This is a genomic window from Phenylobacterium sp. (assembly GCF_965229015.1).
GTDB lineage: Bacteria > Pseudomonadota > Alphaproteobacteria > Caulobacterales > Caulobacteraceae > Phenylobacterium.
In genome coordinates this window covers 2,821,125-2,847,095 of record NZ_CBDDIM010000001.1, presented here as the reverse complement: position 1 = coordinate 2,847,095, position 25,971 = coordinate 2,821,125, and the positions used below count along the sequence as shown (strand labels likewise).

Genomic DNA, 25,971 nt, shown 5'->3' with positions numbered 1-25,971 from the left:
ACCGGCTATTCTTCCTTGGCGCGGCGCTTCCGCATGCTGGGGTTCAGCACCTGCTTGCGCAGGCGGATCGACTTCGGCGTCACCTCGACGAGTTCGTCCTCCTCGATGTAGGCGATGGCCTGTTCGAGGGTCATCCGGCGCGGCGGCGTCAGGCGCACGGCCTCGTCCTTGCCGGACGCGCGGATGTTGTTGAGCGCCTTGGCCTTCATCGGATTGACGTCCAGGTCGTCGGCGCGCGAGTTCTCCCCGATGATCATGCCCTGGTAGGTCTTTTCGCCGCCGCCCACGAACATGAAGCCGCGGTCCTCGAGGTTCCACAAGGCGAAGTCCGTCGTCTCGCCGTCGGAGTTGGAGACCAGCACGCCCTTGCGGCCCGCGTCGATGGCGCCCTTGTAGGGCTCGTAGTGGCTGAACACGCGGTTCAGCACGCCCGAGCCGCGGGTGTCGGTGAGGAACTCGCCCTGGTAGCCGATCAGCGAGCGCGACGGGCTCATCAGGCTGATGCGGGTCTTGCCAGCGCCGGACGGGCCCATGTCCTTGAGCTCGGCGCGGCGGGCCGAAAGCTTTTCGATGACGATGCCGGTGAACTCGTCGTCGACGTCGATCATGACCTCCTCGATCGGCTCCATGCGATCGCCCGTCTCCGGGTCGGTTTGGAACACCACGCGGGGACGGCTGATCGACAGTTCGAAGCCCTCGCGTCGCATGCTCTCGATCAGCACGCCCAGCTGAAGTTCGCCACGGCCGGCGACTTCATAGGCGTCCTTGTCGGAGGTCTCGGTCACCCGGATGGCGACGTTGGACTGGGCTTCCTTCAGCAGGCGCGCGGCGATCACGCGGCTCTGCACCTTGTCGCCTTCACGGCCAGCCAACGGGCTGTTGTTCACCGAGACGGTCATGGAGATGGTGGGCGGATCGATGGGCTGGGCCGGCAAGGCCTCGGTGACGTCCATCGCGCACAGCGTGTCGGCCACGGTGGCCTTCGACAGGCCGGCGATGGCGACGATGTCACCGGCTTCGGCGTCCTCGATCGGCTGGCGCTTCAGGCCGCGGAAGGCCAGCACCTTGGTGATGCGACCGCGCTCGACTTCCTTGCCGTCCAGCGACAGGGCGTGGATCGCCATGCCGGGCGTGGCCTTGCCCGACTGGATGCGACCGGTCAGCAGGCGGCCCAGGAACGGGTCGTTCTCGATCAGCACCGAGAGAATCTGGAAGGGCTTGTCCTTGTTTTCGACCACGGCCGGCTCGGGCACGTGCCGGACGATCAGGTCGAACAGGGGCGCCAGGTTGTCGTTGGGCTTGGCCATGTCCAGCGTCGCCCAGCCGTTCTTGCCCGAGGCGTAGATGTGCGGGAAGTCCAGCTGCTCGTCCGTCGCGCCCATGGCGGCGAACAGGTCGAAGGCGTCGTTCAGGATGCGGTCGGGATCGGCGTGCGGCCGGTCGACCTTGTTGAGGCAGAGGATCGGCTTCAGGCCCATCTTCAAGGCCTTGCCCAGGACGAACTTGGTCTGGGGCATGACGCCCTCTTCGGCGTCCACCAGGATGACGCAGCCATCCACCATCCCAAGGATCCGCTCGACCTCGCCGCCGAAGTCGGCGTGGCCGGGAGTGTCGATGATGTTGATGCGGGTCTCGCCGGCCTCGCCGTGCCACAGCACGCTGGTGCACTTGGCCAGGATGGTGATGCCGCGCTCGCGCTCCTGGTCGTTGGAGTCCATGGCGCGTTCGACCGTCGCCTCATTGGCGCGGAAAACCCCGGACTGGGCGAGCAGTTGGTCCACCAGCGTGGTCTTGCCGTGGTCGACGTGGGCGATGATAGCGATGTTGCGGAGCGACATTTAATTCTTATCTCGGGAGGGGCGCGCGCCTGGGAAGGGCGCGCGCTTGTAAGCGAGTGAGGGGCCTTTCACCAGCGCAATCTCGTCGCGGCGCTCGACCTTGTGGTTCAGCTGTTGTGCGATGCAGCACAGCCTAACTGGCTCGCGGCGCCCAAACATCCTTTTGATATTACGATATATTTAGGATGAGCCGCGAAAAAATCCAGGGCGATCGAACATTTAGCCTTGAACTTTTGTGCGCCGCACTGTACCTCTCTTTCTGTGAGGCGGCCTTGTCGCCTCTGCCCTTCCTGGGCGTTTCCTCCCTAATGAACTGCCGGGCCTTCGGGTCCGGCTTTTTTTTGGCCTGACGCCCGGGCGCGCCAGGCGGGCCGGAGGACGCGGCGCGGGGCCGGCCGGGATCGCGCCGCCTAGGCGGTCCTCAGGCCGCTCCAATCGGCCCCCGCCAGCATGGCGGTGAGCTGCGTCAGATCGCTCTTCAGCTTGTCGAAGCCCTCGGTGGGGACCAGGCGCGCCTCGTCCAGGTAGAGTCCGCGGCTGATCTCGATCTGCAGGGCGTGGGTCCGGCGGGCCGGGCGGCCGTAGTGCTCGGTCGTATAGCCTCCGGCATAGGGGGCGTTGCGGGCGACGCGGTAGCCCATGGCCTCCAGCTCCCGCTCCACCCTCTGGGTCACCTGGGGCGCGCAGGCCGCGCCGAAGCGGTCCCCCAGCACCATGTCGCAGGCGCCCCCGCCCGAGCGGGCCGCGGCGGCGGGCATGGAGTGCCAGTCCACCAGGATCGCAAAGCCGTGGGCGGCGTGGGCCTCCCCCAGCAGGCGGGCCAGGGCGGCGTGATAGGGGGCGTGCGCGCGCTCGATCCGGCCGCGCGCCTCGGCGAAGGTCAGCTTGCGGGCGTAGATCTCCTGGCCCTCGGAGACCACCCGGGCGATGGCGCCAAGGCCCGCGGCCACCCGGGCCGAACGGCCGCGGGCGAAGTCCGGCAGCTCGTCGGCGAACATGGCCGGGTCCAGCTCGAAGGCCTCGCGGTTGACGTCGATATAGGCCCTCGCCAGCCGGGCGGCGATCACCGCGGCGCCCAGGTCCGGCGCCGGTCCGATCAGCTCGTCGACGAAGGCGTCCTCCGAGCGGCGGATGGCGATGGCGTCCAGCGCCGTGGCGGCCATCATGTCCTCGGGATAGAGGCGGCCCGAATGGGGAGAGGCGAAGACCAGGGGCGTGGGCGCCGGGCCGCCGTCGAGGGCGGCGCGCCAGATGTCGAACACCGGCGCCGGCTTGGGCGCGGCGTCCTTGGCGACAAGGGGCTCGCAGGCGGTCATCGAGGGTCATATGAGGGCGTCCCCCGCGGGCGGTCAAACGATCAGCCGCGTGCATCCGCGATGGTTCATCGCGAGTTTACACCTCAGCCTCTATGATGAGGCCTTCTTGACCACTCGCGCGGAACACCCATGCCCCGGATCCTGTTGGCCGAAGATGACGATTCCCTGCGTGGCTTCCTCAGTCGCGCCCTGGAGCGCGCCGGCTACGACGTGACCGCCTGCGCCGACGGCGAGGAGGCCGCCGCCGTCCTCGACCAGGACTGGGACCTGCTGCTCACCGACATCGTCATGCCCGGCATGGACGGGATCGAGGTGGCGCGCCTGGCCGCGGCCAAGCATCCGGGCCTGCGCATCATGTTCATCACCGGCTTCGCGGCCGTGGCGCTGGCCGCCGGCGAGAGCGCGCCCCCCGGCGCCAAGGTGCTCTCCAAGCCCATCCACCTGCGCGAGATCGTCACCGAGGTCGAACGGATGATGGCGGCGGCCTAAAGGCCGCGCTTGCACCGGAAACGACCCTCCATTATACCGCCGCCTCCGCTCCCGAACGGGGACCTTGACGGTCTGGACGTGTAGCTCAGCGGGAGAGCACCTCGTTGACATCGAGGGGGTCACAGGTTCAATCCCTGTCACGTCCACCATCCGTTTTTCCCAGACATCCCTACGCGGCGCGAGGCGCCGCCCCGGCGGCTCCAAGCCCTTGCTCTCCTAGGTCTGACGATCGGTTCGTCGGCGGATGGTTCACGGCCGAAAAGGGGCGCGGCCTGACGCCGCGCCATACCGGTCTTGGCGCGGCGCGCCTTTTTCCCGCAGGTGAGGCGGTGTTGCAACACTGCCTTTTTTGGCGTCAGAGCCTTAATCCGCCTGGGCCCATAGGGTTTTTCGAAAGACCGGCACGATCCGAACATTGTTAGCCGTCCGGAGGGTCTGGAAAATCCGAGCGAAACCAAGACGCTAGACCTGACGAGGCCGTCAAGTTTGACATTTCCTGTTTCCGGTATGTCGGCGGGTAATATATTTCTCTGTTATGTCAAAAGCTTAGCGACCAGGGCGCGCTGTTTCGAACTTGAAACATTGCAAACCCCCCACTGGCGCTCGGAGGCGAGACGCCCGATGATCGCCTCACTCTTCGGCCGCTCAGCCCCCGTGCATTTCAACTGGGGGCAGGCCGTTTGAGGGGGAAAGGAAACATAGATGTCAAAAAGCAGGTATTTCTGCGGTGGCTCGATTCTGGCCGTCGCCCTGACGATGGGGCTCGCAAGCGCCGCCGCCGCCCAGGACAATGAGACCGTGGTCGAGGAGGTCGTGGTTACGGGCTCGTTCATCGCGGGCACGCCCGAGGACGCGGCCCTTCCGGTCGACGTGATCGGCGCCAAGGAGCTCGCGAACCGCGGCTCGCCCAGCATGGTTCAATTCATCAAGACCATCCCCTCCTCGGGCGCGGTCATCGGTGAGAACAACCGCTTCGGCTCCGGTTCCGGCGCGGCGACCATCAACCTTCGCAACCTGAACTCCGCCGTCACCGGCTCGCGCACCCTGGTGCTGTTCAACGGCCGGCGTCTGCCGACCTCGCCCCAGGCCATCTCCTCGGTGGACATCAACCTGCTGCCCACCGCCGCCATCGGCCGCGTGGAAGTCCTGAAGGACGGCGCGGCGGCCACCTACGGATCCGACGCCATCGGCGGCGTGGTCAACTTCATCACCCGCAACGACCTGCAGGGCTTCGAGCTCAACGCCAACTACCAGGGCATCTCGGGCTCGCCCGGCGACTATGAAGGCAGCATCGCCTACGGCTACAAGGGCGACCGCGCCAACCTGCTGCTGACCGCGGGCTACCGTCACCGGTCGGAAATGTCGGTCAAGGAACGCGACTGGGCCCTGCGCACCGGCGCGACCGGCTATCTGGAAAACCCGCTGGGCGGTTGGGCCGGCACCGGCAACCCGGGCCAGTACAACACCGCCACCAGCGCCGGCGCCGCCGCCCTGGGCAGCTTCACCGGCGCCCTGCCGGACATCGGCTGCGCCGCCAATGGCGGCGCCCCTTACGTGCTGACCACCACCATCGTCAGCCCGACCTCGTGCAACTTCCAGTACACGAGCTTCGACAACCTGATCGAAGACGAAGATCACTTCCAAATCTACGGGAAGATGACCGTCGACATCACCGACAACATCGAAGGCAATATCGAGGTTCTCTACGCCTCGCACGACACCCCCAACCAGAGCTGGGCGATCACGGGTCCGAACCAGTTCCCCGCGCCCTTCGCTCCCTATCCCGGCGGGGCCGCGGCCGGCGGCGGCGTCTCGCCGCTTCCCGCCACGAGCCCGACCGCCGAACAGTCGCGCTTCTACATCCCCAACACCAACCCCGGCCTGATCGCGCTGCTGGGTCAGATCGCCACGGCGAGCTGCGCCGGCCCGGTCCTGCCCTATGGCGTTGACGCCACTACCTGCGCCCAAGGCCTCGCCACCGCGCAGAGCCAGGCGACCAACGCCGCGCTCTACGGCGTCGCGGGCAGCCAGACCGCCTGGCGGCCCGTCGGCTTCGCGGGCAACCCCTACACCTCCGACCGCCACAGCCACTACTCGTACAAGGTCGACACCTTCCGCGTCGCGGGTGGCTTCAAGGGCAAGTTCGAGAACGGCATCGGTTGGGATGTCGGCCTGACCTACCAAGAGCAGGACTATAACTATAACCTGCAGGACACCTCGGTGAACCGCCTGCAGCTCGGCCTCAGCGGCTACGGCAGCCGGGCGGGCGACGCCAACCAGTGCACCGCGGCGGAAACCGCCAACTTCACCACCAATGCGGGGAACGCGGCGCTCGGTTGCTTCTACTTCAACCCCTTCGCCAACGCGATCCAGCAGAGCACCTCGAATGTGCCCGCCAACCCCTACTATGTGGGCAGCAGCAGCACGATCCCCGGCCTGAACGACGCCGTCGCCAACCGCGCCGCCGTCTTCGACTGGATGGAGGAAGAACAGCGCAACGAGATCTCCACCAAGCTGTTCGTCTTCGACGCGGTGTTCAACGGCGAGACCAACTTCAAGCTCTGGGGTTCGGACAACATCTCCTGGGCCGCCGGCGGTCAGTTCCGCTACGACCGGCAGATCCAGGATCCGGACGTGGTCTACGACGCCAACGCCACGCCGTGCGTCGACAGCCCGCCGTTCGGTGATGGTTCGCCCTATTGCGCCACCACCGCGAACGGCCCGTTCCTGTTCAACGCCAACCTGCGTCCCTACGACGTGGATCGTAAGATCGGTTCGGGCTTCTTCGAAGTGCGTCTGCCGATCACCGACAACCTCGAAGGCTCCATCGCCGGCCGTTACGAGTACTATCAAGGCCAGGGTGAGACCTTCAATCCGAAGGCCGCCCTGCGCTGGCAGGCCATGGACTGGCTCGCCCTGCGCGGTTCGGTCTCCACCACCTACCGGGCGCCCGCCGCCACCATCACCAACCCCAACTTCACCCGGGGTCTGACGGCGGCGAACGGCACCTACCGGGCCAACGACCTCTACGGCAACCCGAACCTCGATCCGGAAACGGCTCTGACCTACAGCGTCGGCGCCGTGGTCAAGATCGGCGGCTTCGACGCCACGGTCGACTACTGGAACTTCGACTTCGAAGACGCCCTGACCTCGGAAGCCACGGCGGATCTGATCCTGCTGATGTTCCCGGCCGGCGCCGCCGACCCCGGCACCCGTTGCGGCCAAGCGGCCTATGCCGCGATCCAGGCCCGCTTCACCTTCGCCGGCTCCTGCGCCCGCGGGAACATCCTCTCCTACCGCACCAACTACATCAACGGCGGCAAGGTGAAGACCAACGGCGTCGACTTCCAGGCCAACCTGCAGGTCGGCGAGTTCTTCGGCGGCGATGTCAGCACCGGCTTCGACGGCTCCTACCTGCTGAACTACGACGAAGACCCCTACTCCATCGAGGGGATCCCGGTGTCGTCCGGCACGGTGAAGCGCGCCGGCACCTACCGCGCCTCGATCTTCACGGGCTACAACCGCCTGCGGGCCAACGCCTATGTGAACTGGACGTCGGGTGGTCAGAACCTGCGCTGGCAGATCCGCCACGTGTCGTCGTCTCTGCAAACCGAGGCCAACTCGATCAACATCGCGAACGCGGTGCACTCGACCGCGAAGATCGCCGAGTACTGGCAGCACGACATCACCTATCGCGCGGAACTGCCCTGGGATACGGCCCTGACCCTCTCGGTCATGAACGTCCTCGACAAGGACCCGCCCTTCGCGATCGGCACCCAGTACAACTACGACCCGGGCAGCGGAAACCCGCTCGGCCGCGTCTATTCGGTCGGTATCAAGAAGCGCTTCTAAGATTCCGCTGGGCTCCGGCCCGACGGACGAGACCTGGACGCCGCCCTCGCAAGAGGGCGGCGTTTTCTTTTGGGCCGATGATCGGTTTGGCGCCTTGCGGGCCGCGCCTCTCATGCGGTCTTCAGGCCGCCTCCGCGGGCGCGGGGCTCACGTCGGGGAAGCTTCCTGAAAATATCCGCCCGAGCGCGTCTTTCTTGCAACACCAATCGCGGGCAAATGCGGCGCCGCACTCAAGGCGGGTCAGCCCTCGGCTTCGAAGGTCGGGTATGCATCCCTGGGTGGGATATCGGGGTTCTGCAAAACGGAGACGCCCCTATTGCGTAAGGGAAACCTGGCGCCCGGTTCGTTCGCCTGCCCGGCCGATCCCACTCAACCCGTTGTTTCGAAAGGCGCACCTGAACACCGATCACCCATGCGTTCACTGTGCGGCGCAGCACGTAACGACGTTATGTTTCATCACGGAGAAATTTCTGGCGCGGGCCCAACGCACGTCCGATGATCTTTTATTCGTAAGAGTCAGAAATTCGCCCGCTCAAAAGGGCGACTCTCGAGGGGGAAATTAAGTTGATCTTCAAAAGCAGTTATTTCTGCGGTGGCTCCGCCCTGACCATGGCCCTGGCCCTGGGTCTGGCGGGAGCCGCATACGCCCAGGAGCCCACCGTCGTCGAGGAAGTGGTGGTCACGGGCTCCTTCATCGCCGGTACGCCGGAGGACGCGGCCCTTCCGGTCGACGTCATCGGCGCCAAGGAGCTGGCCCAGCGCGGCTCGCCCACCATGGTCCAATTCATCAAGACCATCCCCTCCTCGGGCGCGGTCATCGGTGAGAACAACCGCTTCGGCTCCGGTTCGGGCGCGGCGACCATCAACCTTCGCAACCTGAACTCCGCCGTCACCGGCTCGCGCACCCTGGTGCTGTTCAACGGCCGGCGCCTGCCGACCTCGGCCCAGGCCATCTCCTCGGTGGACATCAACCTGCTGCCCACCGCCGCCATCGGCCGCGTGGAAGTCCTGAAGGACGGCGCGGCGGCCACCTACGGATCCGACGCCATCGGCGGCGTGGTCAACTTCATCACCCGCAACGACCTGCAGGGCTTCGAGCTCAACGCCAACTACCAGGGCATCAAGGGCTCCGCCGGCGACTACGAAGGCAGCATCGCCTACGGCTACAAGGGCGACCGCGCCAACCTGCTGCTGACCGCAGGCTACCGTCACCGGTCCGAGATGTCGGTCAAGGAGCGCGACTGGGCCCTGCGCACAGGCCCGGGGGGCTATCTTGAGAACCCGCTGGGCGGTTGGGCCGGCACCGGCAACCCGGGCCAGTACAACACCGCCACCAGCGCCGGCGCCGCCGCCCTGGGCAGCTTCACCGGCGCCCTGCCGGACATCGGCTGCGCCGCCAATGGCGGCGCCCCTTACGTGCTGACCACCACCATCGTCAGCCCGACCTCGTGCAACTTCCAGTACACGAGCTTCGACAACCTGGTGGAGGACGAGGATCACTTCCAGCTCTACGGCAAGCTGAACGTCGACATCACCGACAACATCGAAGGCAATGTCGAGGTCCTCTACGCCTCGCATAACACCCCGCTGCAGAGCTGGGCGATCACCGGGCCGAACCAGTTCCCCGCGCCCTTCGCGCCTTCCGGCGCCTCGCCGGGCGGCGGCGTCTCGCCCATTCCCGCCACTGGCACCAGCGAGCAGTCGCGCTTCTATATCCCCAACACCAACCCCGGTCTGCTCGCCCTGGTCGGCCAGATCGCCACGGCGAGCTGCGCCGGTCCGGTCCTGCCCTATGGCGTCGACGCCACCACCTGCGCCCAGGGCCTCGCCACCGCGCAGAGCCAAGCCGCCAACGCCGCGCTCTACGGCGTCGCCGCCAGCCAGACCGCCTGGCGCCCCGTCGGCTTCGCGGGCAATCCCTATACGAGCGATCGCCACAGCCACTACTCGTACAAGACCGACACCTTCCGCGTCGCGGGCGGCTTCAAGGGCAAGTTCGAGAACGGCATCGGTTGGGATGTCGGCCTGACCTACCAGGAGCAGGACTTCAACTACAACCTGCAGGACACTTCGGTGAATCGCCTGCAGCTCGGTCTTTCCGGCTACGGCAGCCGGGCCGGCGACGCCAACCAGTGCACCGCGGCGGAAACCGCCAACTTCACGACCGGCGCCGGCAACGCCGCCCTGGGTTGCTTCTACTTCAACCCCTTCACCAACGCGATCCAGCAGAGCACCTCGAATGTGCCCGCCAACCCCTACTATGTGGGCAGCAGCAGCACGATCCCCGGCCTGAACGACGCCGTCGCCAACCGCGGCGCCGTCTTTGACTGGATGGAGGAAGAACAGCGCAACGAGATCTCCACCAAGCTGTTCGTCTTCGACCTCATCTTCAACGGCGAGAGCCCCTTCAAGCTCTGGGGTTCGGACAACATCTCCTGGGCCGCCGGCGGTCAGTTCCGCTATGACCGGCAGATCCAGGATCCCGACACCGCCTACGACGCCAACGCCACGCCGTGCGTGGACAGCCCGCCCTTCGGCGACGGCTCGCCCTACTGCCCGACGACGGCCAACGGCCCGTTCCTGTTCAACGCCAACCTGCGTCCCTACGACGTGGAGCGGAAGATCGGTTCGGGCTTCTTCGAAGTGCGTCTGCCGATCACCGACAACCTCGAAGGCTCCATCGCCGGCCGTTACGAGTACTATCAAGGCCAGGGTGAGACCTTCAATCCGAAGGCCGCCCTGCGCTGGCAGGCCCTGGACTGGCTCGCCCTGCGCGGTTCGGTCTCCACCACCTACCGGGCGCCCGCCGCCACCATCACCACGACGAACTTCGCCCGTGGCCTGACCAATGCGAGCGGCACCTATCGGGCCAACGACCTCTACGGCAACCCGAGCCTCGATCCGGAAACGGCTCTGACCTACAGCGTCGGCGCCGTGGTCAAGATCGGCGGCTTCGACGCCACGGTCGACTACTGGAACTTCGACTTCGAAGACGCCCTGACCTCGGAAGCCACGGCGGATCTGATCCTGCTGATGTTCCCGGGCGGCGCCGCCGACACCGGCGCGCGTTGCGGCCAGGCGGCCTACGCCGCGATCCAGGCCCGCTTCACCTTCGCCGGCGCCTGCAGCCGCGCGAACGTGCTGTCGTACCGGACGCAGTACATCAACGGCGGCAAGGTCAAGACCGACGGCGTCGACTTCCAGGCCAACCTGCAGGTCGGCGAGCTGTTCGGGGGCGACCTGACCGCCGGCTTCGACGGCACCTACCTGCTGAACTACGACGAGGATCCCTATTCGATCGAGGGCCTCCCCGTCGCCAGCGGCACGGTGAAGCGCGCCGGCACCTACCGCGCCTCGATCTTCACGGGCTACAACCGCCTGCGGGCCAACGCCTATGTGAACTGGTCGATGGGCGGCCAGAACCTCCGCTGGCAGATCCGCCACGTCTCCTCCACCACCCAGGTGGAAGCGCTTCCGATCGCCATCGCGAACGCGGTGCACTCGACCTCGAAGGTCGCCGAGTACTGGCAGCACGACATCACCTATCGGGCTGAACTGCCCTGGGATACGGCCCTGACCCTCTCGGTCATGAACGTCCTGGACGAGGATCCGCCCTTCGCGATCGGCACCCAGTACAACTACGACCCGGGCAGCGGAAATCCGCTGGGCCGCGTCTGGACCGTGGGGATCAAGAAGCGCTTCTAGGACCCTGGGCGCGGGGCGACCGCCCCGCGTCAAAGGTTCGATTTAGAGACCCTCGCGCGCAGACGACCGTCTGAGACAGAGGGCTCTTGGCCAGACCGCCGGCGGGATCGACGCCGTCGGGTCGTCCAACGCAACTTCGGGGCGTCGTCCACTGGACGGCGCCCTATTTTTTTGGTCAGGGCCGCTCGCGGGAGGGGAGGGCGGCGATCTCCTCCAGGGTCAGCTTGCGCAGCTGCTTCACCTCGCACCGTTGCAGCCGCCCGAAGGGGCCGGCGGCGATGAGGGTGGCGTCCAGGGGCGAGCAGATGAAGGACGAGCCGTGCGACTTGATGGCGATCTTGGTCTGTCCGTCGATGTCGGGGCAGACCCCCAGCAGGTCCAGACGGTAGACGTCCTTGACGCCGACCCGGATGTTCACGGTGCGGTCGTCCACCACCGCGAAGTTCGAGACATTGCGGGCCGAGAAGCAGCTCTTGGCCGGCTTGGCGGGCCTGGACTCCGCCGACGAGGGCTGAGCGCCCGCCAGGGCCAGCAGGGCCAGCAGGGCCGCCAGGGCCGCGGCTGAGGGAAAGACTTTCATGACCTGAACCTCCGCATCGCGCGTCCCTGAGCCATCATGCCGCGGGGCCTGGGGCTGAATTGCGGCCCCGCCGGGCGGCGCGCCGGGCGAAACGGCCCGGGTCCACCAGCTCGGCGAGGTCGGCCGGAAGAGGCGAGGGCGCGGCAAGCGCCAGGGCCGCCACATGCTCGGCCAGCAGCGGGGCGGCGCAGAACCCCCGCGACCCGAATCCCCCCAGCAGGAAGAGGCCGGGCTCGGCGCCCGGCGCGGCGCCGGCCAGGGGAAGACGATCGGCCGTGGTGGCGCGGACGGCGGCCCGTCCCGTGAGGGGCGCCCCGGCGATGCGGCTCGCCAATTCGGGCAGGGCGGCGGCGAGGGCGGCGCGGTTGCGGTCGTGGTCGGCCTCCCGGACCTCGGTGGCCGTATCGTCCCGGTCGTGGGTGGCGCCGAACAGCAGGCCCTCGCGGGTGGACAGCACATAGCCGCCCCAGGCCGCGGCGTGGACCGTCTCGCCATCCCGCGTCCAGCTGGCCTGGCCGCGCACGGGGCGCAGCTCGGGGTCCGGCCACAGGGCCTGGCAGCCGGTGGCCAGGATCACCGCCTCGACCTCGGCGAGCGTCCGCCCCTCGGCGTCGGCGAGAATCCAGAGCCCGTCGCGGCGGCTCAGGCCCGCGACGCGGGCGCGCAGCACCTCGCCGCACCAGGCCGCCAGGATGGCGGCGGGCTCCACCACCAGGGCGCCGGTGAGGTCCAGGGCGGCGGGCGCCGGTTCTCCCAGCCGCTCGGCGGCCTGCGGCGGGGTCCGCAGCGCCAGGGCGCCGGGCTCGAAGAGGTCGCTGGCGGCGATCTTGCCGAACCGCTCCAGGTCCTTCGGACCCTCGGCCAGTTGCAGGACGCCGCGGGACAGGATGGCGTCGGGTATGGCGGCGTAGAGCCGCCCGGCCCTGCCCAGGGCCTGGGCGAACAGGGCCGCCAGGGGCCCGAGACCGGCATCGAGGCGAGGGGTGACGAGGGCCGCCGGATTGCCCGAGGCCCCCGCGCCGGGCGCTTCAGCCTCGATCAGCAGGGGCTCGCAGCCCAGGGCGCGCAGGGCCCGGACGGCGCTGGCCCCGGCGATCCCGGCGCCCACCACCGCGACGCTCTGTCGCGGCCTTCCGGCGCTCTCGCCCGGCCATCGGGCCTCCAACCGCTCTCGTTTGCGGCCGTGGCCGGGACGTTTCTCCACCAGGAACCCCGCCCCCTGCAGACCACGCCGCACCGCCCCGGCCACCGTGAAGGTGGCGACTCGGGCGCCGTGGGCCGAGCGGGCCGCCACCAGGGCCAGCAGGGCCTCGTCCCACATGGCGGGATTGAGGGCCGGGGAGAAGCCGTCGAGGAACCAGGCGTCGGCCTGGCCGGTCCAGCCCGACAGGGCCGCGTGGGCGTCCATCACCGCCAGATCGAGGGTGGCGCGCGCCTCGGGCAGTTCGATCCGGTGGAAGCCCCGCGCCTGGCCGGGCCAGCGGTCGGTCAGCAGCTTGGCCAGGTCGGCGAGTTCGGGCCAGGCGGCGAGGGCCCGGCGGGCCTCGTCGGCCGACAGGGGATGGGCCTCGAGGCTGAAGATGTGCAGGTGGGCGTCCGGCCCCGCGGTGGCTCGCCAGAGGTCCAGCAGGGCCAGGACGTTCAGGCCGGTGCCGAAGCCCAGCTCCCCCACCACGAATCGGTCCCGCCCCGCCCAGGCCTCCGGAAGGCCGCAACCGGCCAGGAAAACCGCCCGGGACTCCGCCAGGCCGTCCTCGGTGGAGAAATAGACGTCGCCGTAGAGGCGTGAGCGCGGCTGGCCGTCGTCGGCCCAGACCAGGGGGGAAGGGGGGACTGCGTCGCTCATGGAACCTGAAAAGCAAAAGGGCCGCCCCCGGGGGGACGGCCCTTCCTAGACGCAGATGCGTCGAGAAGCTTAGTGCTTCGCAGCTTCGGCGGCGGCCGGGGCGGCGGCGGCGGCGGCGGCCGGAGCAGCAGCAGCAGCAGCGGCCGGAGCGGCGGCGGCGGCGGCGGCGTCAGCGGTGGCCGGAGCAGCGGCGGCGTCGGCGGCGGCGTCAGCAGCGGTGGCGGCGGCGTCGGTCGCGGTGGCGGCCGATTCGGCGGCCGGAGCGTCGGCCTTTTCAGCGGGCTTGGAGCAGGCGGCGGCGGAGAGAGCGGCGACGGCGGCGCCGGCGACGAGCAGCTTGCGGAGAATGGCGGAGGTCATGTCCCAGATCCTTGGATTAGATTGTTGAAAGCACCCAACGAGGCGCCCCCCTACGGGAAGGCCCCAACAGGGGGAATATGCCTGGGTTCGCGTCGAGGGCAAGGCTGAGCTTCACCTCAATTTGATCAGGCCGAAAACAAAAGGGCCGCCCCAGGGGACGGCCCTTCGTAGAACGCGTGTGCGCTCGAGAAGCTTACTTCTTCTCGGGAGCGGCCGGCGCCATGGCGGCGTCGGCGGCCGGAGCAGCAGCGGCCGGAGCGGCGGCGGCGTCGGCGGCCGGAGCAGCGGCGGCGGCGTCGGCAGTGGCGGTGGCGGCGGCGTCGGTCGCGGTGGCGGCGGCGTCGGTCGCAGTGGCGGCGGCGTCGGTCGCTTCAGCAGCGGCGGCGTCGGCCTTTTCAGCGGGCTTGCCGCAGGCGGCGACGGAGAGGGCGGCGACGGCGGCGCCGGCGACGAGGAGCTTGCGAAGCAGTTCGGAGGTCATGTGGCTGGTCCCCTAGGAAACGGAGGTAATGAAGCGCCCGACTCGCCCCCCGATTGGGAAACGCCGCAAGCGCGAGAGAGGAATATGCCGTGGTTCGCCGCGAGGGCAAGGCTTTAATTCACGCTCTCGTGATCACTTTTCGCCGCAGGGGCCCTAAGCCCTTGAGATTCCCCGGTTTGGCGATCACGCCTCGCGTGAAGGCTTAGCTCTGGCCGCGCGCGTATCAGCGGCTATATGGACCGGTCGGAGGAGAGTTCCCATGAATGTTGCGGTCGCGAGCGAGCCTCGCCCGGTGCGGGTCGAGCTGCCTGAACGGGGCGGGACGATGTCTGCGCTGGAGTTCGGGCCCTCCGGGCGGCCGGTGGATATCCTCTTCACCCACGCCAATGGATTCAACGCCCGCGCCTACGCCAGCATCCTGGCGCCCCTGGCCGGGGAGTTCCGTATCCTGGCGGTGGACCAGCGGGGCCATGGCCGGTCCGGGCTGCCGCCGCAGATCGAGGGCCGGAACACCTGGTACAATCTGCGCGACGACCTGCTGGCCTTCATGGCCGCTCTCGACCTGAAGAACCTGGTGATGGCCGGCCACTCCATGGGCGGCACCGCCAGCATCCTGGCCAGCGCCGAGGCTCCGCAGCGGGTCCGGCGGCTGGTGATGTTCGATCCCGTCGTCCTGACCCCGGAGGCGATCGCCGCCAACCGGGGGGGCGAGCCCATCGAATCACCCCTGGTCCAGGGCGCCCTGCGCCGCCGCTCGGTGTTTCCGAGCCGGGCGGCCGTGATCGAGGCCTATACCGGCCGCGGCGCCTTCAAGAGCTGGACCCCGGCCATGCTGGCCGACTATGTGGCCGACGGCTTCCGCGACCGCCCGGACGGCGAGGTGGAGCTGACCTGCGCTCCGGAATGGGAGGCCTCGAACTTCACCTCCCAGGCGCACGACACCTGGGACGCCTTCGCCCGCTCCACCGCCCCCATCGCCATCTTCCGCGCCGAGCACGGTTCCACCTGCCGGGTGGACGGTCATGAGGCCGAACTGACCGCCTCGGGCCGGATCACCCTGGAGACCGTGCCGGGAACCAGCCACTTCCTGCCCATGGAGCGGCCTGACGTGGTCGCCGCCGCCCTGCGGGCGGCCGTCCTAAAGGCCTAGCCCTGGCGTCAGCTGGGCCCTGTAGGCGGCCTGGGCCTCGGGGGTGATGTCCACCACCTTGCGGGCGTCGAGGTCGAAGCTGATCACCACGGCTTCGGCGCTGGCCCAGGCCCGGCCGCTGACGGGGTCGACCATCCAGTGCATGACGCGGCGCGTGCGGCTGTCGCAGCCGGCGAAACCCGAGCGCAGTTCGATGGAATCGCCGGCCCGGGGCCAGTCCAGGTGCAGCACCCGATACTCCAGCACCGCCCCGCCGATGCGCTTGGGCGCCTCCCCCTCGACAGGGGCGGGGCCTGGGCGGGTCTCGCCGAACAGCCGACTCACCCCGTCCGAGACCCGGCCGATGAACATCTCGCCCCGCATGCGCCCGAAGACGTCGCACTCGGTGGGCTGGATCACCCCCATGCCGATCCGTTTCAGGTCCAGGGCCAGGGCCTTGTCGAGGGACGCCATCGGCGTCACCGGCGACAGGTCGATACTGCGGGCGGCGGCGAAGGCCGGGATCTCCACCTTGAGGGCCTGCGCCCGGTCCCGAATGCGCTGAGGCCAGGGGAAGGGCCGCAGGTCGTCGCCGGTGGCGTGGGACACCACCAGCTGGAAGGTCGCCGCGGGCTCGCCGGAGAGGTGGCGGATCACCAGCAGCAGGCGGGCGTCGGTCTGGCCCATCTCCACCACGCCGCCGGTCATGATCAGGCAGGCGCCGGGCCGGGCTTCCCGCAGGAAACGGATATGCTGCTCGCGCACCACCAGGGTGGAGACGGCGCCCTGGGTGAAGGCGCGCGGCATGCCGAGCTGGGCGGCCAGTCCGGCCAGCCCCTCCAGGGACTTGGCCACCCAGAACCGGACGTTCAGGTGCCCCATCTCGTCGCATTCCCAGGTGTTGACCCCTCCGCCCCAGACCTCGACGCCTTCGTTCACGCAACCATCCCCCATTGATGGCGCGAACTTATGGGACCGGCGGTGTAACCAACAGGGGGCGAGGGGCGAATTCGTCTGCACGCTCAAGCTCGGGCCAGTATCGCCGGCCCGCCGGCGGCGTGCGAAGCTCAAGGGCGCCTGGGAGGGAACGCGATCATGTCCGAACCGCCGCCGATGAAGGTGCTGGTCTATCGCCATGCGCTGCTCACCCGGATCACCCACTGGATCAACCTGGTGGCGCTGACCCTGCTGCTGATGAGCGGCCTGCAGATCTTCAACGCCCATCCGGCCCTCTACTGGGGCCAGAAGTCCACCTTCGCCGAGCCCTGGGTCTCGATGACGGCGGTGGAGAAGGGCGGCGACATGATCGGGGTCACCAAGATCGGCGCCCTTCAGATCGAGACCACCGGCCTGCTGGGCTATTCCGGCAAGCCGGGGATGCGCGAGCCCCGCGGCTTCCCGTCCTGGGCCACGGCGCCGGGCTATCGCAGCCTGGTTGACGGCCGCCACTGGCACTTCTTCTTCGCCTGGCTCTTCGTCCTCAACGGCCTGGTCTATCTGTCGGCCAATATCCTCAACGGCCACATCCGGCGCGACCTGCTGCCCACCCGCGACCAGCTGGCCCCGCGCCACCTCTGGCGGGAGGTGATCGACCACGCCCGGCTGCGGTTCGCCAAGGGCGAGGCGGCGCGGCGCTACAACGCCCTGCAGAAACTGGCCTATGGCGGGATCGTCCTGATCATCCTGCCGCTGATGGTCCTCACCGGCCTGACCATGTCGCCGGCGGTGGACGCGGGCCAGCCCTGGCTGCCGGCCCTGTTCGGCGGACGCCAGTCGGCGCGGACGATCCACTTCCTCTGCGCCGGGCTGATCGTGGCCTTCGTCCTGGTCCACCTGGCCATGGTCCTGCTCTCGGGCGTCTGGAACAATCTGCGGTCGATGATCACCGGCCGCTACGCCATCGAAGTCGAGGGAGACGCCCAATGAGCGCCGCCGACACCCGCCGCGGCTGGCTGAAGGGCGTGGCCGCCGGCGCCGCGGGCCTCTGGCTCACCGCCTGCAACAAGGTCAATGACGACCCCCGCGTCCAGGCCACGCTGCAGAGCGCCGAGGGCCTGACCCGCCGCGCCCACCGGCTGCTGATCAGCCGCAAGGCCCTGGCCCAGGAGTTCACCGAGGCCGACATCGCCCGCGACTTCCGCGCCAATGGCTCCATCAGCCCCTCGGACGACGAATATCGGGCCCTGCTGGAGACCGGCTTCAAGGACTACCGCCTGGTGGTGGACGGCCTGGTGGACAAGCCCCTGTCCCTGACCCTGGCCGAGATCCGGGCGCTCACCTCCCGCACCCAGATCACCCGCCACGACTGCGTCGAGGGCTGGTCGAGCATCGGCAAGTGGAAGGGCGCGCGGCTGGGGCCGCTGCTGGACATGGCCGGCCTGAAGGACACCGCCCGCTACATCGTCTTCCACTGCGCCGACAGCCTGGAGATGACCCTGGACGGGTCCGGGCAGTACTATGAAAGCATCGACCTGATCGACGCCTACCACCCCCAGACCATCCTGGCCTACGAGATGAACGGCAAGGTTCTGCCGGTCGCCCATGGCGCGCCCCTGCGCCTGCGGGTCGAGCGACAGCTCGGCTACAAGCACGCCAAGTACGTCATGCGCATCGAGGCCGTCTCCGACTTCGCCCAGATCGGGCGCGGCAAGGGCGGCTACTGGGAAGACCGCGGCTACGAGTGGTACGCCGGAATCTAGCCTACCAGGGGGTCTTGGCGGTCAGCTCCGCCTCCATCTTGCAGGCGCTGGCCGGGGGCTTGGCTCCGCTCAGGCGCACCGCTCCGATCTCGGCGCGGACAGCCTCCAGGTCGGCGCGGAAGGCCGGGTCGCCCCGCCAGGTGGCCACCAGGGCCGCGCCGTTGGTGCGGCCGGCCTCGACGGCGCTGACGCTGTGCACGCCGCAGACCACCCGGCTCTCGCCGAAGGCGCGGCCGCGGGTCAGGATCGGAGTCGCCCGGTCCGGCGCGATCTCGGCCAGCACCAGGGCCACGCCCCAGCCCCAGGTGGCGTGGCCGGAGGGATAGTCGGGGCTGGCGGCCAGGGACTCGCTCTTGGGCGCGCAGATGTTGCCCTCCCCGGCGATCAGATAGGGCCGCTGACGCTTGAACACGTCCTTGACGCTGGAGACCTGGCGGCTGGCGTCGATCCCCATCCGGCTCAGCATGGCCATCAGCTTGGGGGTGGACTGGGGGGAGAGCTGGGCGCCCATCGCGCAGCTGAAGTCGGTGAGCATGTTGGCCGGCAGGGATGGGACGTCGTTCTGGGCCAGGGACCAGCGGGGGGTGCCCTCCAGGGCGCGGCTGGTCTTGTAGATCGCCTGGTCCTCAGCTTCCCGCGGCGAGCCGGTGGCCGGGGCGGGAGGCAGGATGACCGCGGCGTTCGGCCAGGTCTGCGCGGTGAGGTAGCCCGAGGGCAGGGGGCGCGGGGCCGGTGCGGACTGGGCCATGGCGATCCCGGCCACGGTCAGGGCGCTCGTCAGGCTCAAGGCGATCAGTATACGGCTCATCCGGCTCACTCCCCAGGTCGTCGCCCTATCATGCGCGGGCGGCGGGCGGACGCAACGCCCGATCGTGAAATTGATTTTCTCAAGATATCGAAGTTGAAAACTCAATTTTCTTGAGGTATGGTCTTCGAAACCAGAGGCGAGGGACCCGTGGGTCAAGCGAAAGTTCAGGATTGGCAGGCCTTGACCCAGCTCACCGGCGGCGCGCCGCTGGTGGTGGAGCGGGTTCGGCTGGCTGACCGGGACATCGCCATCGAGGGGGCCTTCGAGCCCCCCCAGCTCGCCCGCCTCTCTGCCGAGGACCAGATCTTCGTCGCCGCCTTCCTGCGCAGCCACGGCTCCATCAAGGAGATGGAGCAGGTGTTCGGGGTCAGCTACCCGACCGTGAAGGCGCGGCTGAACCGCATCGCCGCCAGCCTGGATGTCTTCGACGTCGCGCCTCGGCCCTCCCGGGCCGAGGTGCTGGAGCGGCTGAGCCGGGGCGAGATCAGCGCCCAGGACGCCATCGCCGAACTGGAGTCCGTCCCATGAGTCCGGTTCCCACCCCCGTCCAGCCCACCGAGGTGGCCAATCCGGAACGCCGCAAGGCGCCGCGCGGCCTCACCCTGATGCGCGAGCGCGCCGAGCGGCTGCGCTGGCGCACCGTGCCGAGGGTCCGCAAGCCGGGGCCTCGGCGCGAGATCAATCTGTGGCTGCCGGTGACCCCGCTGCTGATCCTGCTGGCGCCCCTGCTGATGCTGATCATGGGGATCGCCGTCCTGCTGCCCCGGCCCTTCGGGGTCAATCCGGCCATGGCCATGATCGGGGTCGGCCGGGTGCTGATGGCGCTGAGCGGCACGCAGATCGACATCGACCGGCGCGACGCCAACGTCCACCTGAAGATCCTCTAGGAGAGACCGCCATGAGCGAAGATCGCCGCTCGATCCTGCAGATGCTGTCGGAAGGCAAGGTCACGCCCGACGAGGCCGAACGCCTGATCGCCGCCCTGGAGCGAGGCGCCGGTCCTCGGGCGCCCGAGGGGGCTCCGGCCGCCAAGGCGGCGCCGAAATACCTGCGGGTCGCCGTCGACACCGACGAGGGTCACGGCGGTCCCACCAAGGTCAATGTCCGGGTGCCGATGAACCTGCTGCGGGCCGGGGTGCGGCTCTCCAGCATCATCCCGCCCCAGGCCCGGGACAAGGTCAACGAGGCCATGCGGCAGCACGGCGTGCCCTTCGACATCAACAGCCTGAAGCCGGAAAACCTGGAGGAGCTGGTGGAACAGCTCAACGACCTGACGGTCGACGTCGACCAGGACCGGACCAAGGTGCGGATCTATTGCGAATAGCGAGCGGGTATCCTCCCCACACGCTGAACTCGGCCGTCACGCCCCGGGCGTGACGGCCGCTTCTTTTCAGGTCGGCCTACTTCGCGATCTTCTGGAACAGCTTGGCCCAGCGGGGCTTCTCGCGGGTCTTCCAGGCGCCGCGGTGCCAGGCGTCCGAGGCGATCAGCGGGACCACGGTGCTGGCCTCGGCGAACACCATCTGTTCCCAGGTGACGTCGACCTTGCCCCAGGAGCAGGCCTCCTTCAGCGTCGAGGACGAGCAGGCGCCGTCGCGCACGTCGGCCACGGTGATCTGGATGGCGTACTTGTGCATGTCCACCTCGTGGCCAAGGATCTCGGCGCAGACCACGGTGTCCTGGGCGAAGTTCTTCGGAACCCCGCCGCCCACCATGAACAGGCCCGTGGTGCCGGCCGCGATCTTGACGTCGGTCAGCTCGCGGAAGTCGGCCACGGAGTCGATGGTCAGGTAGGGCTTGCCCGCCTTCATGTTCTCCACCTGGTGCTTCACCAGGCCGAAGCCGGCGGAGCTATCGGTGAAGGCCGGGCAGAAGATCGGAATGTCCAGCTCGTAGGCCGTCTCGATCAGCGAGCCCTTCTTCTTGGCGCCGCCCTCGGCCAGCCACTTGCCCATCTCCCAGATGAACTCGCGGCTCGAATAGGGGCGCGGCTCCAGGGCGTTGCAGAGCTGGAAGATGGTCTCGTCGCAGTTCTGGAGCTCTTCCTCGTCGATATAGGTATCGTAGATGCGGTCGATATAGAGGGCGCGCAGGTCCCGGTCGTCGACCGGATCCTGGGGCTTGGACTGGTAGTGCTTGAAGCCCAGGGCCTCGAAGAAATCCATGTCCACGATCGAGGCGCCGGTGGAGACGACGCAGTCGATCAGGCCGAACTTCAGCATGTCGCGATAGATGTGCATGCAGCCGCCGGCGCTGGTGGAGCCGGCCAGGGTCAGCCAGGTGGAGCAGCCCTTGTCCTCCAGCGCCATGGTCAGGATGTCGGCCGCGCGGGCGGTGTCGCGGCTGGTGAAGCTCATCTGCCGCATCGAATCGATGATCGGCCGGGCGTCGTACTGGTCGATGGCCACGTGCTCGACGGTGGTCGAGAGCAGCTCGGCCTTGCGGTTGGTGTTCTGAACGTCAGCGTTCATTCTCTTGATCCTGTAGAGTTTGAGCGCCCGTCCATGGAAAAGGGGCCCAGCCGGGACGGAGCGACCGGCTGGACCATCAACACCTGGGCGGCGGGGTTATTTCCGCCGACGCTTCTTCCCGCGCGCCCGTGACAGCTTCACGACGTTGGCGGTGTCGGACTTCGGCACCGGGATCGAACGCCGGGCCAGGCCGAACATGGAGGCCATGGGCGCGTCCTCGCACTCGATGGTCTCGGCGTCGCCGAAGCCATTGAAGCGGGTGTTCATCGCCACCCCATAGGCGCCCAGCATGCCGATCTCGACATAGTCACCCTCGCGGATGTCCTCGGGCAGCCAGAATGGGCCGGGCATGTGGTCCAGGGAATCGCAGGTGGGACCCCAGAAGCGATAGGGCTTCAGGGCGCCTTCGACCTCCTGGGCCTCGCCGTCCACGTTGCGGATCAGCTTGACCGGAAAGGGCCACTTGGTGTGGGCGGCGTCGAACAGCGAGCCGTAGGACCCGTCGTTCAGATAGAGGGCGTCGCCCTTGCGCAGCTCGACCTTGGTGAGGATCGAGGAGCCTTCGGCCACCAGGGCCCGGCCGGGTTCGCACCACAGCTCGGTGGTCTCGTGCACCATCATCTCGGCGAAACCGCGGTCGATGGAGTCCACATAGTCGGCGAGCGCCGGCGGAACCATGCCGGGATAGACCGACGGGAAGCCGCCGCCCACGTCCACCACGTCGGCGAAGACGCCGGCGCGGACCAGGGCGCGGGAGGCCTGGGTCATGGCCGCCTGGTAGGCGGTGGGACGCATGCATTGGCTGCCGACGTGGAAGGAGACGCCCATCAGGTCCTGGGTCGCCCGGCGGGCGGCCAGCAGCAGGGCCGGGGCCTCGAAGGCGTCGACCCCGAACTTGCCCGACAGGGAATAGGCCGCGCCCTCGGCGGCGACCGCCAGACGCACGATCAGGTTCAGGTCCTTGGCGCCGCCGGTGGCGTCCAGGATCTTGGCCAGCTCTTCGTGCGTATCCAGCGCGAAGGTGCGGACCCCATGATCGAAATAGGCCTGGGAGATGGCCGAGCGGCTCTTCACCGGATGCATGAACGCCATGCGCGATCCGGGCGCGAACTGGCTCACCAGTTCGATCTCCGGGATCGAGGCCACGTCGAACGAGGTCACCCCATTGGCCGCCAGGGTCTCGATGACCCACGGCGAGGGATTCGCTTTGACAGCGTAGAAGACGTCGCCTCGGAAATTTTCCTGGAACCAGCGCGCCGCCACAGCCACCGCGTCAGGTCGCGCTATTGCGACAGGACGTTCCGGGGACCGCTGACGGACCAGGTCCAGGGGCGTATGATACGTGTGCAATTCACGTAACCCCCAACGGATTGTTGAACCTAGCCGGCGTTAGCAGCGCTTTTGAGGACTTCGGGTCCGCCGGAGCGCGGTGAAATAGGGGCATATCACCCCTGTGTAAAGAGGTTTGATTCCGCTGCGGTAAATCGCGCGCAAACCCTGACGGGGCCAAGGCTTGGAGAGGGGGACCCGCGCGCGGTTTTGTGACGGTCCCTCAGGGGCTGAATCGACCGCCTTGGGGTCATTCCTGCCCCGCCCGCGGCCGCAGGGCGTGACGGCGTTAACGGACGCTAGACCGGACGCGGGCCGGCGTGTCATGAAGTCGTCGCAGCGGTCGGCGATGACGCGTCTCCGCCCCTGCGTGCGCCGACCTTGGAAACTTCTGCATTCATGACTGACGCCGCCGTTCTGTCCGTACGGAACGCCTCGAAGAGCTTTGGCCCTCGCAAGGCGCTCGACGGCGTGTCCCTCAGTGTGGCCCGGGGCGAGATGATCGCCCTGATCGGCCCGTCCGGCTCGGGCAAGTCCACCCTGTTGCGCTCCATCAGCGGCCTGCAGACCATCGACCAAGGCCCCGGCGTCATCGAGGCCTTCGGCGGGCCGGTGCAGTCGGGCGGCAAGATCAGCCGCAAGGTGCGCGAGACCCGCATCCGCGTCGGCTTCATCTTCCAGCAGTTCAACCTGGTGGGCCGGCTGTCGCTGTTCACCAATGTCGCCCTGGGGTCGCTCGGCCGCATCCCGGCGATCCGCGGCCTGCTGGGCCTCTGGCCGCAGGAAACCAAGGACGCCGCCATGGCCGCCCTGGCCCGGGTCGGCGTCGCCGACTATGCCGGCCAGCGGGCCAACACCCTGTCTGGCGGCCAGCAGCAGCGCGGCGCCATCGCGCGCGCCCTGGTGCAGAAGGCCAAGATCATCCTGGCCGACGAGCCGGTGGCCTCCCTCGACCCCGTCTCGGCCCGCAAGGTGATGGAGCTTCTGCGCGACCTCAACGCCGTGGACGGCCTCACCGTCGTGGTCACCCTGCACCAGGTCGACTACGCCCTGCGCTACTGCAAGCGGGTGGTGGCCCTGAAGGCCGGCAAGGTCGTCTATGACGGCCCCATCGACGGCCTGGACCGCGCCCGCCTGATCGACATCTACGGCCCCGAATTCGAAGACGCCTTCTGGGAAGGAGCGCCGAAATGATCCGCCGCCATGTTCTGACCGCCCTCGCGGCCGCCCTGGCCCTGTCCGCCTGCGGCCAGAAGCCCGCCGACAAGACCGCGGCCCCCAAGGAGCTGACCTTCTCCATCCTCTCGGCCGAGAACCAGGCCTCGATGGCGCCGCTGTGGCAGCCGATGCTGGACGACATGTCCGAGCAGCTCGGGATCAAGGTGAAGCCCTATTTCGCCACCAACTACACCTCGCTGATCGAGGCCATGCGCTTCAACCAGGTGCAGGTGGGCTGGTTCTCCGCCCTGCCGGCGCTGGAGGCCGTGCGCCGGGCCGACGGCCAGGTGCTGGGCCGGGTCATCGATTCCGGCGGCGTCGACTCCTACGAGTCCGTGCTGATCGTGAAGAAGGGCAGCGGCATCACCCTCGATGACGTGCTCAAGTGCGGCAAGCGCTACTCCTTCGGCATCGGCGACGCCAAGTCGACCTCCGGCACCCTGGCGCCCATGACCTACCTGTTCTCGCCGCGCGGCATCGAGCCCGCGGCCTGCTTCAAGGGCGTCCGCTCGGCCAGCCACCAGGCCAATGTCTTCTCGGTCGCCAACGGCGTGCTGGACGTGGCCACCAACAACTCCGTGGGCCTGGTGTTCGCCGGCCGCGAGAATCCGGAGATCGCCGCCAAGATCGAGGTGATCTGGCGCTCGCCCCCCCTGCCGGAATCCTCCATCGTCGCCCGCAAGGACCTCGATCCGGCGATCAAGGAAAAGCTGCGCCAGTTCTTCCTGACCTATGGAACCGGCACGGGCCCCCGCGCGGACAAGCAGCGCGAGGTGCTCAAGGGCCTGGCCTATGGCGGCTTCCGCCCGGCCGACGATTCCTATCTCGATCCGATCCGCGAGATGGAAGCCTCCGAGGCCCTGGCCGACGCCAAGCGCGGCGGCGACGCAGCCAAGATCGCCAAGGCCCAGGCCGCCTATGACGACATCCGCGCCAAGGCCGCCCAGCGCCGCGCCGTCAATCCGGACGTCTGATGAGCCAGACCGACATCCATCCGCCGGGCCTCCTGGCCCCGCCCAGCCGCACCCTGGCCCAGCGAGCCCCCGACGTCCTGGTCTGGGGCGGCGTCATCGTGCTGTTGATGATCAGCTTCCGGCCGGTGGAGATGAACCACCTGGTCCTGCTGTTCCGCAATTCGGAGAACATGCGCCAGTACGGCGGCGACCTGCTGCATCCGGACTTCACGAACTGGAAGATCTACGTCTCCCAGATGTGGCTCACCATCCAGATCGCGCTGTGGGGCACCGGCCTGGCGGTGGTGCTGGCGATTCCCTTTGGCCTGGCCTGCGCGCGCAACGTCTCGCCGGCCTGGCTCCAGCAGCCGATGCGGCTGCTGATGAACCTCCTGCGCTCGATTCCCGACCTGGTGGTGGGCACCCTGTTCATCGTGGCCGTCGGCCTGGGCCCGTTCGCCGGCGTCCTGGCGCTCGCCCTCAACACCGGCGGGGTGCTGGCCAAGCTGTTCTCCGAGGCGGTGGAATCCATCGACAAGGGTCCCGTGGAGGGCGTGCGGGCCACCGGCGCCACGCCCCTGCAGGAGGTCATCTGGGGGGTCATCCCGCAGGTCGCGCCCCTGTGGACCTCCTATGCGCTCTACCGTTTCGAATCCAATTCGCGCTCAGCCACCGTGCTGGGCCTGATCGGGGCGGGCGGGATCGGCCAGGTGCTGTTCGAGACCATGAACGCCTTCGCCTACCAGCAGCTCTCGGCCATCGTGATCGTCATCGTCGTCGCGGTGTCGCTGATCGACCTGCTGTCCCAGGCCATGCGCAGCCGCCTGATGTAGGCCGCCCAAGACCGTCCGCGCACGGATGGTCTGTCACAAACCTGAAGCGTGACCGTCATCGATC

22 protein-coding genes and 1 tRNA gene are annotated in these 25,971 nt (G+C 68.3%); 13 read left to right on the top strand and 10 right to left on the bottom strand.

The window, feature by feature from the left end; genetic code table 11:
- Positions 1 to 5: 5 nt before the first annotated feature.
- Both typA and ACO06I_RS14330 read right to left on the bottom strand, forming a co-directional pair.
- Positions 6 to 1,838 carry a translational GTPase TypA gene (gene typA, locus ACO06I_RS14335; protein WP_421933236.1) on the bottom strand — a complete coding sequence of 611 codons (1,833 nt, stop codon included), beginning with the start codon at positions 1,836 to 1,838 and terminating at the stop codon, positions 6 to 8.
- Between the two features lie 410 nt (positions 1,839 to 2,248).
- Entirely contained in the window at positions 2,249 to 3,154 is a 906-nt protein-coding gene (locus ACO06I_RS14330; RefSeq protein WP_421933235.1) for an N-formylglutamate amidohydrolase, read from the bottom strand.
- A gap of 129 nt (positions 3,155 to 3,283) precedes the next feature.
- Between ACO06I_RS14330 and cpdR the strand changes: the two genes are divergently transcribed.
- From cpdR to ACO06I_RS14310, 4 genes are all read left to right on the top strand, one after another.
- Positions 3,284 to 3,643 carry a cell cycle two-component system response regulator CpdR gene (cpdR, locus tag ACO06I_RS14325; RefSeq protein ID WP_215338251.1) on the top strand — a complete coding sequence of 120 codons (360 nt, stop codon included), beginning with the start codon at positions 3,284 to 3,286 and terminating at the stop codon, positions 3,641 to 3,643.
- Between the two features lie 74 nt (positions 3,644 to 3,717).
- A tRNA-Val gene (locus ACO06I_RS14320) sits at positions 3,718 to 3,792 on the top strand.
- A gap of 553 nt (positions 3,793 to 4,345) precedes the next feature.
- A complete protein-coding gene (locus ACO06I_RS14315) occupies positions 4,346 to 7,495 on the top strand; it encodes a TonB-dependent receptor domain-containing protein (protein WP_421933234.1) in 3,150 nt (1,049 codons plus the stop codon).
- 564 nt (positions 7,496 to 8,059) lie between these two features.
- Positions 8,060 to 11,200 (top strand): TonB-dependent receptor domain-containing protein, encoded by a 3,141-nt coding sequence (locus ACO06I_RS14310; protein WP_421933233.1) that lies wholly within the window; start codon positions 8,060 to 8,062, stop codon positions 11,198 to 11,200.
- A 175-nt stretch (positions 11,201 to 11,375) separates the two neighbouring features.
- Here ACO06I_RS14310 and ACO06I_RS14305 read toward each other — a convergent pair whose 3' ends face one another.
- The 4 genes from ACO06I_RS14305 to ACO06I_RS14290 all read right to left on the bottom strand — a co-directional run bounded on the left by ACO06I_RS14305 (position 11,376) and on the right by ACO06I_RS14290 (position 14,467).
- A complete protein-coding gene (locus ACO06I_RS14305; protein WP_421933232.1) occupies positions 11,376 to 11,780 on the bottom strand; it encodes a DUF6491 family protein in 405 nt (134 codons plus the stop codon).
- A 34-nt stretch (positions 11,781 to 11,814) separates the two neighbouring features.
- Positions 11,815 to 13,626, bottom strand: a complete 1,812-nt coding sequence (mnmD, locus tag ACO06I_RS14300) for a tRNA (5-methylaminomethyl-2-thiouridine)(34)-methyltransferase MnmD (protein ID WP_421933231.1) — start codon at positions 13,624 to 13,626, stop codon at positions 11,815 to 11,817.
- A gap of 69 nt (positions 13,627 to 13,695) precedes the next feature.
- Positions 13,696 to 13,986: a hypothetical protein gene (locus ACO06I_RS14295; protein WP_421933230.1), complete on the bottom strand. Its 291-nt coding sequence runs from the start codon at positions 13,984 to 13,986 to the stop codon at positions 13,696 to 13,698.
- Between the two features lie 193 nt (positions 13,987 to 14,179).
- A complete protein-coding gene (locus ACO06I_RS14290; RefSeq protein ID WP_421933229.1) occupies positions 14,180 to 14,467 on the bottom strand; it encodes a hypothetical protein in 288 nt (95 codons plus the stop codon).
- Between the two features lie 259 nt (positions 14,468 to 14,726).
- Here ACO06I_RS14290 and ACO06I_RS14285 point away from each other — a divergent pair, with 259 nt between their 5' ends.
- Complete coding sequence (locus ACO06I_RS14285) at positions 14,727 to 15,617, top strand: alpha/beta fold hydrolase (protein WP_421933228.1); 891 nt, start codon at positions 14,727 to 14,729, stop codon at positions 15,615 to 15,617.
- Here the strand turns inward: ACO06I_RS14285 and ACO06I_RS14280 are convergent.
- Complete coding sequence (locus tag ACO06I_RS14280; protein WP_421933227.1) at positions 15,606 to 16,535, bottom strand: thioesterase family protein; 930 nt, start codon at positions 16,533 to 16,535, stop codon at positions 15,606 to 15,608. The two genes, ACO06I_RS14285 and ACO06I_RS14280, sit on opposite strands and share 12 nt — an antisense overlap.
- 156 nt (positions 16,536 to 16,691) lie before the next feature.
- On the opposite strand from ACO06I_RS14280, the gene ACO06I_RS14275 reads away from it, so the two are divergent.
- Together ACO06I_RS14275 and ACO06I_RS14270 are read left to right on the top strand one after the other, a co-directional pair.
- Positions 16,692 to 17,522 carry a cytochrome b/b6 domain-containing protein gene (locus ACO06I_RS14275; protein ID WP_421933226.1) on the top strand — a complete coding sequence of 277 codons (831 nt, stop codon included), beginning with the start codon at positions 16,692 to 16,694 and terminating at the stop codon, positions 17,520 to 17,522.
- The gene (locus ACO06I_RS14270; RefSeq protein ID WP_421933225.1) at positions 17,519 to 18,295 is read left to right on the top strand and encodes a molybdopterin-binding protein; all 777 of its coding nucleotides are present in this window, start codon (positions 17,519 to 17,521) and stop codon (positions 18,293 to 18,295) included. The genes ACO06I_RS14275 and ACO06I_RS14270 overlap by 4 nt, the downstream gene beginning before the upstream one ends.
- A gap of 1 nt (position 18,296) precedes the next feature.
- Here the strand turns inward: ACO06I_RS14270 and ACO06I_RS14265 are convergent, their stop codons facing one another.
- The gene (locus tag ACO06I_RS14265; RefSeq protein ID WP_421933224.1) at positions 18,297 to 19,103 is read right to left on the bottom strand and encodes an acid phosphatase; all 807 of its coding nucleotides are present in this window, start codon (positions 19,101 to 19,103) and stop codon (positions 18,297 to 18,299) included.
- Positions 19,104 to 19,283: 180 nt separating this feature from the next.
- Here ACO06I_RS14265 and ACO06I_RS14260 point away from each other — a divergent pair, with 180 nt between their 5' ends.
- The 3 genes from ACO06I_RS14260 to ACO06I_RS14250 are packed head-to-tail and all read left to right on the top strand — an operon-like array spanning position 19,284 to position 20,427.
- The gene (locus tag ACO06I_RS14260) at positions 19,284 to 19,631 is read left to right on the top strand and encodes a DUF2089 domain-containing protein (RefSeq protein WP_421933223.1); all 348 of its coding nucleotides are present in this window, start codon (positions 19,284 to 19,286) and stop codon (positions 19,629 to 19,631) included.
- Complete coding sequence (locus ACO06I_RS14255; protein WP_421933222.1) at positions 19,628 to 19,990, top strand: hypothetical protein; 363 nt, start codon at positions 19,628 to 19,630, stop codon at positions 19,988 to 19,990. The genes ACO06I_RS14260 and ACO06I_RS14255 overlap by 4 nt, the downstream gene beginning before the upstream one ends.
- 11 nt (positions 19,991 to 20,001) lie before the next feature.
- Complete coding sequence (locus tag ACO06I_RS14250; RefSeq protein ID WP_421933221.1) at positions 20,002 to 20,427, top strand: SHOCT-like domain-containing protein; 426 nt, start codon at positions 20,002 to 20,004, stop codon at positions 20,425 to 20,427.
- Positions 20,428 to 20,503: 76 nt separating this feature from the next.
- On the opposite strand, the gene ACO06I_RS14245 is transcribed toward ACO06I_RS14250, so the two are convergent.
- On the bottom strand, positions 20,504 to 21,574 hold the full coding sequence (locus ACO06I_RS14245; RefSeq protein ID WP_421933220.1) for a 1,9-bis(guanidino)-5-aza-nonane synthase: 1,071 nt from the start codon (positions 21,572 to 21,574) through the stop codon (positions 20,504 to 20,506).
- Positions 21,575 to 21,670: 96 nt separating this feature from the next.
- Positions 21,671 to 22,924, bottom strand: coding sequence for a type III PLP-dependent enzyme (locus tag ACO06I_RS14240; RefSeq protein WP_421933219.1), 1,254 nt, complete (start codon positions 22,922 to 22,924; stop codon positions 21,671 to 21,673).
- 378 nt (positions 22,925 to 23,302) lie between these two features.
- Here ACO06I_RS14240 and phnC point away from each other — a divergent pair, with 378 nt between their 5' ends.
- The 3 genes from phnC to phnE are packed head-to-tail and all read left to right on the top strand — an operon-like array spanning position 23,303 to position 25,907.
- Positions 23,303 to 24,097: a phosphonate ABC transporter ATP-binding protein gene (gene phnC, locus ACO06I_RS14235; protein WP_421933218.1), complete on the top strand. Its 795-nt coding sequence runs from the start codon at positions 23,303 to 23,305 to the stop codon at positions 24,095 to 24,097.
- Positions 24,094 to 25,095, top strand: coding sequence for a phosphate/phosphite/phosphonate ABC transporter substrate-binding protein (phnD, locus tag ACO06I_RS14230; RefSeq protein WP_421933217.1), 1,002 nt, complete (start codon positions 24,094 to 24,096; stop codon positions 25,093 to 25,095). Before phnC ends, phnD begins: the two co-directional genes overlap by 4 nt.
- Positions 25,095 to 25,907 carry a phosphonate ABC transporter, permease protein PhnE gene (gene phnE / locus ACO06I_RS14225; RefSeq protein WP_421933216.1) on the top strand — a complete coding sequence of 271 codons (813 nt, stop codon included), beginning with the start codon at positions 25,095 to 25,097 and terminating at the stop codon, positions 25,905 to 25,907. The genes phnD and phnE overlap by 1 nt, the downstream gene beginning before the upstream one ends.
- Positions 25,908 to 25,971 lie beyond the last annotated feature (64 nt).